At 55.7% G+C, this 11,846-nt stretch carries 8 protein-coding genes; 6 read left to right on the top strand and 2 right to left on the bottom strand.

Annotation, left to right across the window (positions count from 1 at the left end; translation table 11 throughout):
• Positions 1-48: 48 nt before the first annotated feature.
• Genes traF through C5P05_RS18675 form a run of 3 tightly spaced genes read left to right on the top strand, consistent with a single transcriptional unit; the run spans position 49 to position 5,140 of the window.
• Complete coding sequence (traF, locus tag C5P05_RS18685) at positions 49-882, top strand: conjugal transfer protein TraF (protein ID WP_232834569.1); 834 nt, start codon at positions 49-51, stop codon at positions 880-882.
• Between the two features lie 9 nt (positions 883-891).
• Entirely contained in the window at positions 892-2,343 is a 1,452-nt protein-coding gene (locus tag C5P05_RS18680) for a conjugal transfer protein TraH (protein ID WP_114971325.1), read from the top strand.
• A 19-nt stretch (positions 2,344-2,362) separates the two neighbouring features.
• Positions 2,363-5,140, top strand: coding sequence for a conjugal transfer protein TraG N-terminal domain-containing protein (locus C5P05_RS18675; protein ID WP_114971324.1), 2,778 nt, complete (start codon positions 2,363-2,365; stop codon positions 5,138-5,140).
• On the opposite strand, the gene C5P05_RS18670 is transcribed toward C5P05_RS18675, so the two are convergent.
• Positions 5,141-5,455, bottom strand: coding sequence for a hypothetical protein (locus C5P05_RS18670; protein ID WP_157979386.1), 315 nt, complete (start codon positions 5,453-5,455; stop codon positions 5,141-5,143). It abuts the gene before it with no gap.
• A gap of 622 nt (positions 5,456-6,077) precedes the next feature.
• Here C5P05_RS18670 and C5P05_RS18665 point away from each other — a divergent pair.
• Genes C5P05_RS18665 through C5P05_RS18655 form a run of 3 tightly spaced genes read left to right on the top strand, consistent with a single transcriptional unit; the run spans position 6,078 to position 9,753 of the window.
• Complete coding sequence (locus C5P05_RS18665) at positions 6,078-7,298, top strand: ABC-three component system protein (RefSeq protein ID WP_114971322.1); 1,221 nt, start codon at positions 6,078-6,080, stop codon at positions 7,296-7,298.
• A complete protein-coding gene (locus C5P05_RS18660) occupies positions 7,295-7,783 on the top strand; it encodes a three component ABC system middle component (protein WP_114971321.1) in 489 nt (162 codons plus the stop codon). The genes C5P05_RS18665 and C5P05_RS18660 overlap by 4 nt, the downstream gene beginning before the upstream one ends.
• Entirely contained in the window at positions 7,780-9,753 is a 1,974-nt protein-coding gene (locus C5P05_RS18655) for a DUF3732 domain-containing protein (RefSeq protein ID WP_114971320.1), read from the top strand. Before C5P05_RS18660 ends, C5P05_RS18655 begins: the two co-directional genes overlap by 4 nt.
• A gap of 64 nt (positions 9,754-9,817) precedes the next feature.
• On the opposite strand, the gene C5P05_RS18650 is transcribed toward C5P05_RS18655, so the two are convergent.
• The gene (locus tag C5P05_RS18650; RefSeq protein WP_157979385.1) at positions 9,818-11,845 is read right to left on the bottom strand and encodes a hypothetical protein; all 2,028 of its coding nucleotides are present in this window, start codon (positions 11,843-11,845) and stop codon (positions 9,818-9,820) included.
• Position 11,846: the final 1 nt, after the last annotated feature.

Here is an 11,846-nt window from a genome sequence, read left to right as displayed (position 1 = left end):
GTCATGACGTACCGGCACACTGACCCAGCCCTTGCCCGGCTGAAGCTGATGACTTTGACGGTCCTGCTCATGCTGGGTACCTTGACCGCCAGCGCCCAGGACGGCCCGCAGCGCTATTGGTCGGACACCTGGCGGGGCTGGCACTTCTACGAAGACCCGTCACCAGACGTTGAAGCCAAGCCCGCGACGTCACCCAAAACCCTGACCCCGACGGTACCAACCGTGTCGCCCAAGGCCCCCGAACTGGCAGCGTTCGAACGCCTGCAAAAAGCCGTGGAGGAGACCCGCAACATCGCCATCATGCACCCGACCGAAGCCAATGTGCGCCGTTACATGGAACTCGAATCCCAGGTGGTTGAACGGGCGTCGTATTTTGCGGACGTGGCCCAGCGTGTGGCATGGGCGACGCCGGAGCTTGATCCCACCCTGCAAGGTCGCCCGGTCGGGGCGAAGGCGCTGGAGGTGTTCGAGCAGCAGCAGCTGGCGGATCGTTCCCGTTCCATCGCCGACTTGGGCCGGGATCATGTGCTGTTCTTTTTCTACCGCGCCGACTGCCCCTACTGCCACGCGTTCGCACCGACACTGGCGGCCTTCCAGGCGCGTCATAGCATCAAAGTCGTGGCCATTGGGGTGGATGGCGGACCGATGCCGGGTTTTCCGGACGCGCGTGCCGACAACGGCATTGCCACGACCCTGAAGGTGACTCAGGTCCCGGCCGTGTTCCTGGCCCAGCCCTTCACCGGAAAAATCACGCCGATTGGCTTTGGCGTGCTGTCCGAAGCGCAGTTGCTGGAGCGCATCGCTCTGGTCGCCACACCCCAGGCCGAGGCCATGCTGCCCAGCGCCTCCCGCCAGATGGGCCGTCAGTCTGTTTTTCCGTAGGAGTCTTCCATGACCCGTACCCTGTTCCAGAGAACTAGCGCCTCTGCCATCGCCCTCACCCTGGCGGCCGTGACAGCAATCGTTCCGCATCCGCTATTGGCCGGCGACCTCAACGCCGAGGTGAACACCATGTTCAACAACCTCGGGGCCATCGGCAACTACACCGCGCCGGGAGCTTTCCGCAGTCAGACCTTCAACACCTACACCGGTGGCAACCTGATGATGCGCTCCCCCAACAAGGTCTACCAACTGGCTGCCATCCAGTTTCCCAGCGCCAAGGCCGGTTGCGGCGGCATCGACGTGTTTGGCGGCAGCTTCAGCCACATCTCCGCCACCGAGTTCAAGAACATGCTCAAAAACATCACGGCGGCGCTGCCGGGCATCGCCTTCCAGTTGGCACTGGAAGCGGTATCGCCCCTGCTGGGCGGGCTGACCAAGTGGGCCAAGGGCCTGGAAACCTGGATCAACAATGCCCGCATCAATTCCTGTGAAACCGCCAAGGCCATCGTCAGCACTGCCGCTGAAGCGAGCGGCTACAGCTCGCAGGAAACCTGTGCGGATCTGGCGATCGAGATGGGCCTGGAAAGCGACCGGGACGCGGCACGGCGGCGCTGTGCGACCGACCGGACCAGCATCCTGGCCTCAGCCCGGTCCTCCGGCGACGCCAATGTCCGCAACAAGGCCCCCTTCGTTGGCAACCTGACCTGGAAGGCCCTGCAGTACACTGGTGCCTACCTGGACGACCCCGAGCGCGAACTGATCATGAGCCTGGTCGGCACCGTGATCTTTTACCCGGAAGACGCCAACCGAGACCCGGAACCGATTGCGCCCACCCTCACATCCATCAGCCAGTTGCTCTACGGACAGGCCGCTGGCACCGGCACCGATGTCGTGCAGCACCTGCTGCGCTGCAATGACTACACCAATTGCGATGCAGTGACCCTGAACACCGGTTACACCCACACCCCGTTCACGGCGAAGGTGGAAACCATGATGCGGTCCATTGCCAACAAGATCGCCACGCGCACCGCCATCCCCAACAACTCGCCGGAGGTTGGCTTCGTCAACCAGACCACCGAGCCGGTCTACAAGATGCTGTCCATCGGCGCCACGATCCCCGGTTCCGGCCTCTCGGACAGTCTGATCGGCCAGTACCGGGATGTCATCGCCGCCGACTACGCTTATGTTTTCCTGGAACGCAATCTGCGGCTCGGCATGGCGGCGCTGGACAAGGACTACACCTTGCAACAGACGCAACGTGAGCAAGCCAACCATATCCGCCAGCGGGCACAGGCCATGTTGCTGCAGCTGTCGCAGGAGAAGAACCTGCTGTACCAGAAGGTGGGATCTTTCCGCGCCGTCTCCAGCCATCTGGAGCAGTTGGAGCGCCAGTTGCGTTCCAGCATGCCGCAACATGTGATCGACATGCTGGGCCAGCAGGCGGCTTACCTTTCCCGGTAATGGACCCCGGTGAACCATCATGTGGGAAATCTACGCTTACCAGAATTCGGACAGCCTGTTCGGTGTGTTCAATGCCGCTGCCGCCATCCATGCCTCCAACGATTACCTGTCTGCCGTGGCCGCGGTCGCCTTCTGCGGCTTCGTCTCCGCCCTGATCGCCTACGCCTTCGCGCCAGAGAAGCTGCAGGGCTGGAAGTGGCTGGGCTCGGTGGTGCTGGTGTTCTCCGTGTTGATCGTGCCCAAGGTGACGGTAGGCATCGTGGACAAGACCGGGGGCTCGGCGGTCAAGATCGTCGACAACGTGCCCTTCGGCATCGCGGTACTGGGAAGCCTCACTAGCACCATCGGCCACACTCTGACGGGATTGTTTGAAACCGCCTTCCAGGTGATCCCGGGGCCGGGAGCACTTCCGGCAGAACTGAGCTACCAGCAGAACGGCCTGATGTTCGGCAACCGGCTGATCCGGGAGACCGGCAATGTGGTGTTCCCCGATCCGGGCTTTCGGACCGACCTCATCAACTTCATCCACAACTGCACGACCTACGACCTGGTCGACGGCACGTTGGATCCTGCGACCTTCTCCAGTTCCGGCGATGTCTGGCTGCTGATGGCAACCCCCAATCCGGCGCGTTTCAGCACGTTGACAGGCGCTGGCGGCATCAGCATCGATACCTGCCCGAATGTCTACCTGAACCTCAATGGTCGCCTGCCAGCCCAGATCACGCGGATTCAGGGGCGCCTCGCCTTCCAGCTCAATCCGACGTTGCCGGGCGCTGCGGCCGCCGCTGCCATCGCGGGCCAGGTGCAGCAAGCCTACCTCAAGAACAGCATTGCCAATGCCGCATCCACAGCGGCCGACATCATCCGGCAAAACGCGGTGCTCAATGCCATCGAGGACACGGGCAAGATTGTTGGTCAGAAAGTCAACGACCCGGCCGCCATGGTGCTGGCGGTAGGACGGGCCCAAGCGGTCGCCCAGCAGAATGCGTCCTGGCTCAATTACGGCAAGGTGGCTGAACAGGCGCTGCCGGTATTCCGCAATGTGGTCGAGGCCGTGACCTACGCCCTGTTTCCGCTGTTTGTGCTGCTGCTCCTGCTTACCAGTGGCAGGGAGACCATGATGGCATTCAAGGGCTATGCCGCCATCCTGATCTGGATCCAGCTCTGGCCACCGCTGTATGCCATCCTGAACTACATGGCGTCGATCTACGCGGCCTACGACCTGGCCGCCGCCGCCGATCTCGGTACCGGCACCAAGGCGCTGGCGCTTCAGACGGCATCAACCATTTATTCGCGCGCGATTTCGGGGGAAGCGGTGGTGGGTTACCTGGCGATCAGCGTGCCTTTCATTGCCTGGGCGGCGCTCAAGGGAATGCAGAACATGGGCACGGCCCTGGTGGGCGGCCTGTCGGGACTGCAGGGCACGTTGTCCGGCGCGACCAGTAACGCCGCAGCTGGCAACGTCAGCCTGGGCAATGTGGGCATGGACCAGTTGCAACTGGCACCGAATCGCACCTCGGCCTTCATGGGCAGCTTGCAGAACGACTTGAGCGGAAATACCTTGTCTTCCAACGTGCTGACCGGACGCACTGCGGCCAGCCTGCTGCGTAACCAGGGCTTTGCTTCGCGCGTGGTGTCGATGCGGGTGTCAGAACAGGACCTGACCGAGGCCAGCCACCAGGCGGAAACGGCGCGCAGCGAAGCGGTCTCCGCAGGGCAGCAACGTTCCGCCACGCTCACAGAAGCCTTCACGCGCGGTGTCAGCAAGCTGCGTTCAACGCGCAACAGCACGGGCACCGCGTCCAGCAGTTTTGAACAACTGGGCGAAAGCCTCAACAACCTCGATCAGATCGCCCAGAGCGTATCGCAGCGGACCGGGCTGTCCCAGTCCCAGGTTGCCCACATCGCCTTTGGTGCCAGTGGCTCACTGGGTCTCTCCACACCCGCCCTCAGCGCGAAAATCCAGGGCAGCGCCGGGAAAAACTACCAATCTGGCATCCTGAGCGATGAGCAGAAGGTGCTCAACACCATGACCACCGAACAGCTCGCCGCCTTCAAACAGTTTGGCGACCGGGTCTCGCGGGATAGCAGCGTGATGAACGTGATTGCGTCAGACAGCAAGGAGGGACGCGACATGTCGTCCCGCCTGGCCACGGCAACCTCACAGGCGGAACGTGCTGACGCGGTGTTTGTCCAGCGCCAGGGACTGGCCGAGCGCATGAGCGCGGCGCACGAGCGTGGCGAGACCTTGTCCATCGACATCGCCCAGGACCCGCACAACCTGGACATGTTCATGCGTTACGCCGAACAGTATGGCGGCACCAGCGCGGCGGCGCACACGATGATGGGGTCTGAATTGGCGCGACAGGGGTTGCGGCCCACACGGGTGTTTTCTGACGGGACAGCACTGCCCACCTCGTTTGGAAGTATCCGTGAGACCTACGAGCTGGAACGTGCAGAGGGCAAATTTGCACCGGGCTTGGACACGGCCCGTCAGGCCAACGACGGACAGGTAGCGGCACAGAAGTCCCGCACCACGACGAGCAAGACTCCCACAGCAAGGCCATCACCGGTCAGGGCGGAAATTCAGCGCGCTCACGAACACCTTCAAGGCCAGACGACAGGAGCCATTGGCAATTTCGATGCGAAGGCCGAGATCGTCAAAACGCCCGATGGCACGCTCAAATCCAGAAAGTCGCTGTTCGTGCAGACCGGCAAGCAGGTGATTGGCGACGCCGACGTGACGCTGGACGCCGCCAAAGATGCGGTAAAAAACGTGATCAAGCGCGACAAGTAGTCACGACCCGTGACTGTGGGGGTCGTTGTCGTCGGGGTGAGGCAGGCCCGGCGATGCCGTCAGTCGTCCGCGGTCCAGCCAGTAGTTGCGGATTTGATTTTCCTGCTCAGTCGTGAACCCATTCGTGTCGTCGAAGTGAACCATGGGCCGGTGACGCCGTCGACCAATGCCTGCGAGCGAACCACCAACGGCAGTACCCACCACGGCACCAATACTGCCCAGGACAATCTTGAGACCGATGCTCTCGTTAAGTGCAACGAACATGCCCAGCGCCGCGCCAAGCAGGATGAAGAATACGAATACAGATTTACACATACAGGCCTCCTGAAAACTCAGGGTACCCGTCATTTTTAGAGTTTCAACCAGCCGGATTTGTGAGATGCTTTGAAGTGAGAATTGCCACTGAAAAAGGCCCAGGGATTCAGACTCTTTCAGAACCAGTCCGAGACTGGAGCCCAAGGTGGTACATCATTCTGACTGCAGGAGCTGTTTGTCAGCTTGAACGTCATCGACCGCTAACTGAACTACGTGATGCCCGGCAGCAAGGGCCGTCGGCATTCCATGCACCACGACTAACCCTGGCGCGCGATCTGGTTGCGGCCCCACCATCTACCCTTTTTCATGGCGGCACGCATGTCGCAATGCATGTCCTGGGTCTGAAGGCCATGGTGCTTGAAAGAATATCGAGCGCGGCTATTGCTCCTTCCGACAACGCCAACCCACCGAAAGAATCCACGCTTCTTCAAGACGCATGAAATACTTTGTTACTATTCTTGAAAAAAATCGACCGACATAGATCGGCTTGCTGTTCATGACAACGGAGGGGATGGATGGAATTTTCGCAAACCGGTGAAGAATTGCCGCGGCAGGAGCCCACCTTAATGGGCACTCACTGCATGAAGCTCTGTTGGCAGATATGCCCTGTGGAGGGTTGACAATGACCGAGTCTTCTTCCAATCCGTATTCCGCCGGTGAACAGGGACTTGGGTACATCTACCAAGGGCGGTTCGCCTTGCTCAAACTTTTGCAGTTGCCAGAGAGCAACTCTATCCTGATCGAGAAAGATGATGACCTCGATTTTATGGATCAAGGTGGCATCAAAACACTCGCGTCTCTCAAACACAAGGCTGTTGGTGACCGACTAAGTGACCTGTCTACCGATTTTTGGAAATCGGTCCGAATCTGGCTCGCGCGCTACAACCGCGATGACCGCAGTGAATCCAATCTGCGTTTTTTTCTATTCACCACAGATGCTGTTGCGGACAATTCATTCTTGCGACATTTCCTTCCGGACGCTCCAAAAGATGAAGAAATAACATCCCTTTCGACGCTCGCGGAAGAAACACTCGCGAAAAGCAAATCGAAGCTGATTGAACCGATAGGCCAGGAGTTCAACAAACTCAATGACGGAGAGAAAGAAGATTTTCTTTCTCGCATCGTCATTTTTCACAATGGCCCTCGAATCGTCGATGTCCCCGGGATCATCAAGGATCAGCACATGCGGAGCATCCGACGCGAGTTCAGAACAGCTGTATTTGAACGCCTTGAAGGTTGGTGGAATGATGTCGTCATCAATCTGCTTTCGGGAAAACGCGCAGAGCCCGTGTTTGGATACGAAATTTCCGACAAGCTTTCTGCGTTCGCTGAAGAATACAAATCCGACAATCTTCCCATCACTTATCGAGGAAAAGAACCGACGGGGGAAATCGATCCGGAAAACGATCCCAGATTATTTGTCGTGCAACTGAGAGAAATCGGTGTCGCATCCAACAGAATCCGTAATGCCATCCTGGACTACTACCGCGCATTTGAACAAAGGTCGGCCTGGGCCCGCGAAAACCTACTCGTGGGGGGCGAGATGGAAGAATACGAAGATCGACTCATAGACGAATGGGGCCGCTATAAAGATGTGATCTTTGAAGACCTTGATGAGGAAAGCGCCGATGCGGTCCTCCTCGAAGCAGGCAAGGCACTCTATCGATGGGCAGACCTGGAAAGCGGCAATATCAGCACATTAAGAATACGAGAGCGTGTAACTGAATCGTATGTGCTGCGTGGCGGCTTCCATATCCTTGCGAACGCACGCCCGTTACCTCGAATTTATTGGCACCCACGTTTTCTGAACCGTGTCGGCGAATTACTTGGAGCATCCCAATGAAGCGATGGGATCAGCGTCCATTCGAAGTAAGAAATCTCTTTAACCCCGCGTTCTGTGGCCTTGTTCTGTTCAGGTCATTGCAGGGCTTCGAAGAAGAAAATCCAGACGGCATGCCTTTTTCTTTGGCACTACTGGTACTGCCGTTATGCCTGCACAAAGACTCTCGCGAAATCATATCAGGCAGCCCCCGCAGTTATCTTCTCAAGACAGTAGAGAGCAACCCTCATTTACTCGTTGGGTTCGCGGACCGTACCAAAGATCTACTGCCCTACGCCTTTGAGGCGCTTGGATTCTCGATGCAATTGGGCTGCTTTGAGGTGACCCAGGACGGGCGACTTAAGACCGTTCCGAGCCGCGTTCGCAAGACCGTCACTGGCACAACTGAATCTATTGCCTGTCAGCGAGTTGCCCGAATCGTCGGGAAAGAGTTTGCTCGTATTGCGGACCGCGTGACGATATATACGACTTTAGGGATACGGCCATGAAAATAAAATCAATTCACATCTACAGCCATGACGGTCAGCGCAGAGACCTTCAGTTCAGACTTGATGGCATCAACATCATCACCGGTCGATCGTCGACCGGGAAGTCAGCATTGTCCGAGATCATTGAATACTGCATGGGTCGTTCGACGTTCAACGTCCCTGAAGGAGTCATCAGGGACAAGGTGGCCTGGTTCGCCGTGATTTATCAGTTTTCCCAAGAACAGGTCCTCATCGCCAAGCCAACGCCGAACGCAGGAAACAGTAGCGGCAGCACGGTCATGTTGCGTAGGGGTGCTCAACTGGCTGTGCCTACCTTTGAGGAATTGAAGGTCAGTTCGGATGACGATGCTGTAGTAGCCCTTCTTTCGCGGCTATTGGGAATTCCCGAAAACAAAACAGATGTCGCAATAGAACATAGCCGGGCTAGCTACGATGCAAACATCAAGCATACGTACTACTATCTTTTCCAAAAACAAGGCATTGTCGCAAACAAAGATCAGCTCCTGTATCGGCAGAACGAACAGTTCCAGCCGCAGGCGATTCGCGACACACTGCCTATTCTGCTCGGCGTCTCCTCAAGCCTGCGATACGAACTGGAAGGAAAACTCAGAACGGCGCAGAGAGACTTGAGGCTCAATGCAAAGTTGCTGGAGCAAGCGCGGGACGCGATTGACACATCTCAACAGAAAGGCATCGGCCTTTTTTCGGAAGCCAAGACCGTCGGCATTATCACTCAAGCGGATCAGAATGTGGGCGCCGATTCCGTAGTGGACGCCTTACGTACTGCATTGCAATGGAAGCCTACATCGACTCCGGAAGATGATGGCTTCAGAATTTCGAGCCTGGAAGAAGAACTGGTCCAAATGCGAAAAGAAAGACGGGCGATTCAAACAAAAATAGATGCCGCCCGCCAGTTTTCCAAGCGAGCGGTGGGATTCCAAAGCGAAGCGGCCGAGCAGAAGGATCGACTGTCTTCCATCAAGGCCCTGCCTAAAAACTCGCAGACCGGTGAATGGCAATGGCCGTTCTGTGAAGTGAACCTGGCCATGGCGTCCCCCATTGCACAAGTTCTCATCAGTGAATTGGCATCACTTGAAGCAGAAATGGACATCGTCGCTGGTCAGCGCCCCAAACTTGAAGCATATTTAGGGGAACAACAGGGAAAAGTTCAGCTTCTTGTCGACACGATCAAAAGCAAAGAAATGGAGCTTTCCGCAGCGATTGCGACAAATGAAGTCATTGCGCAAATGGGAACACGCAACAACGCTGCGGCGCGCGTTGTGGGTCGAATCAGTTTATTCTTGGAGAACTTGGTTCCCAATGAGGAACTGGCGGCCCGCGAAACTGAGCAACGGCGCCTGAAGTTCAAGGTCGAAGAGCTAGAAAAGAAAATCGGTGCGGACGACAGTAACGAACGGTTGACTTCCATTTTGAACAATATTTCAGCGCAGATGTCGCACTACATCCGCGCCTTTGAGGCGGAGTTTAGTGAGTTTCCTTCCCGATTTGATCTCACGCACCTGACAGTGGTGATCGACCGTCCTGATCGTCCGGTACCAATGAGTCGAACCGGGGGTGGCGAGAATCATTTGGCCTACCACCTTGCCGCCCTACTTGCACTGCATCACTTTGCTGCACGCAACAATCGGCCAATTCCTCAGTTCCTTCTCATAGATCAGCCGACCCAAGTTTATTTTCCATCTGAAAAAGTCTATAAGGAAGCTGATGGTTCCGTTCAAAAAACAGAAGCAGACGCGGATCTAGTGGCAGTTCGCAGGTTGTTCGAACTATTGTTGGAATTCACGCAGAAGGATGTACCGGGCTTTCAAATCATCGTCACGGAACACGCAAATCTTCGAGACCAATGGTTTCAAGACGCGTTGGTTGAGCAGCCATGGAGCAAACCGCCTGCCCTTGTGCCAGAAAATTGGCCAGTTCCGTCTGATGCATCTTCCGAACTTCGGCGGTAAACGCTTCGATCAAGGCACGTACCGCCCAACGGGGCGTAGCACTGTGTCATGGTGAACTGGCAAATCAAGTCAGGTTTTTCAAAAACCTACGTCCATCTTTGGACCGATTGACCAACTCCGTGAGATCTTTGTACAGATCGGCATTTGCAGTTAGTTGTTTAAAACTTTTGAGACTTAGATTGCAAGTTACGTAAGCGTCTACGATTCCAACTTTGAGTCTTAAACAATTATCCCAATTCTTCAACCAACCCAAATTCGGTAGATATTGCAACAATTGGGATGTCTGGTCCCAACCGAGCTTTGAATATTGCAAATCGCTGTGAATTGAATCAAACGCAATCTCAAATAGCGACTCGCACCCGAGAGCAGGTTTGTGCAAAGCAAGCTCCAACAGAAAAACAAGCAATTTTTGTCGGTCAGAGCCTCGGAGATCATCATGGGCGACCTTAAGTCCGTTCGCCCAGGGCATTGGTCCGACCTGCAATGTCTCTGGTTGGACATAGCCAAGCATCGATGCAAAGAAAGACAGGGCGGAAGTCGTTCGGGCGCGTTCAATAAAGCCGCCATGCAGAACAGCGGAGGATTTCTCCTTGATCGCTTTTACCCATGAATGAGGCACATTCGTGCCACTACCCGTCAGGAATAATTCCATTGCTGTAATGACTGCTCCAATCGCCGAATCTGGGAAACGCCGAACCATTTCCCTGGCAATATCAATTTCATCAACTGCGAGCAAGCGTAAAAGAATACGATCGATCAACACGTGATCGTCATCCGGAACATACTCAAGAAGCCTCAATAGTTCTGCGCCCGAAACCTTGACCAAGTCGTTGCTGTCCAGCAGCGAGGGATTTGAAGTCAAAAACTTGTTGCGAAGGTTCGGTCTAGTCGCCGTCGAGGAAAGAAAGGTAGATGTGTCGGTCACAGCCGCCAATCGATCTAATAATTTAGTCCCCAATTCAGTTTCACGCTCAACAGCGGCCTCCGCAATAGAAAGAATTTCGTCTGATCTATCCGGCCAGTCGGAATAAATCGCATCGAAAGCCTCCGCTGATGGGGTTGGCAGCTTGCTGGCTATTGGATCCCTCACATAGAACGCAAGCATTTCGATGGGATCTGTCGAAGGCAGCAATGAATACTGATTCCGCCCCACCAGATCCTCTTTGAGCACTTTTCCATCTTCCAGTGAAGAAAACTCTTTTGTTACGTTTACTAAGATTTTGTGCAGGTTCTTGCCACTCAGTTGAGTGGACCGCGTTGACAGATAGACACTAGCCAAGAACTTGAAGCGCTTACGCCCCAGACGAACGTCCGATCCATACCGCCAGAGAAATCGTCGAAATTCAGTGCTATGAGGAAACAGAAGGTCATCAATACAGGCCATTTCCCATGTCTCGATAGCATCGGCGTCATCATCAAGCAAGCTGATCTGGTCCCGATCAGATCCAAGTAGAACGGTCAAATCAAACCTTTTAGTGGTGGACGGACTATCGCTTGAACTCGCCGCTGTTCGGAATGAAAAAGATCTTCTCAATCGTGGCCATTGCTGCGACCACACCGCGAATATCATGTCATCAAGAATACCTAACGGAGCTACAACTTTCCCCGTTCCATGATCTCCATAAATCGTACGAATTACTCGGTTGGCATCTCTCGCATTAGAACCGATAGCATCCCGCTTTGGCGTGGATTCGCCTGATTGCGGAGTCAGTAAGATCGGCGTACTGTACCCATCGAAGCCACTTGGTCCGCGTGGCCGTGTCACATGCTCAACAAGAACGGAGAGATCAGGGAACCTGGCTATGTCTGCAAAGGCGACAATCAGTACATGCGTCCATACGCATCCAGGCCGAGACATCTCAGGTGCCAGCCAAGTACGCATCAAAGCATAAGATTTCACGCTGGGAAGTGGAATTCCGGTCCAGTAACCTCCATGCGCAGGCAAGCTAAGACCAGGGGCCAGATCACTCAACAACAAAAGTATGGAGGCAGCATCTTCGGACAGTCGAAATGAAGACGCGAGCAAACGGTGTCCATCTTGATATCCAAATAGACACTGTTGAAGTTCGATGTGGGAGTCAGTTTTACTCACA

It is taken from the genome of Rhodoferax ferrireducens (assembly GCF_003347515.1).
Classification (GTDB): domain Bacteria; phylum Pseudomonadota; class Gammaproteobacteria; order Burkholderiales; family Burkholderiaceae_C; genus Rhodoferax.
Note: the sequence above shows the minus strand (reverse complement) of the source record. Positions and strands in the feature narration are given on the sequence as shown.

What these genes read in the sequence shown, in the direction of transcription:
- C5P05_RS18660 (WP_114971321.1), top strand. Translation starts at nt 7,295, where the DNA reads ATGAAGCGATGGGATCAGCGTCCATTCGAAGTAAGAAATCTCTTTAAC.
- C5P05_RS18680 (WP_114971325.1), top strand. Translation starts at nt 892, where the DNA reads ATGACCCGTACCCTGTTCCAGAGAACTAGCGCCTCTGCCATCGCCCTC.
- C5P05_RS18670 (WP_157979386.1), bottom strand. Translation starts at nt 5,455, where the DNA reads ATGTGTAAATCTGTATTCGTATTCTTCATCCTGCTTGGCGCGGCGCTG.
- C5P05_RS18655 (WP_114971320.1), top strand. Translation starts at nt 7,780, where the DNA reads ATGAAAATAAAATCAATTCACATCTACAGCCATGACGGTCAGCGCAGA.
- C5P05_RS18665 (WP_114971322.1), top strand. Translation starts at nt 6,078, where the DNA reads ATGACCGAGTCTTCTTCCAATCCGTATTCCGCCGGTGAACAGGGACTT.
- C5P05_RS18675 (WP_114971324.1), top strand. Translation starts at nt 2,363, where the DNA reads ATGTGGGAAATCTACGCTTACCAGAATTCGGACAGCCTGTTCGGTGTG.
- traF (WP_232834569.1), top strand. Translation starts at nt 49, where the DNA reads ATGACTTTGACGGTCCTGCTCATGCTGGGTACCTTGACCGCCAGCGCC.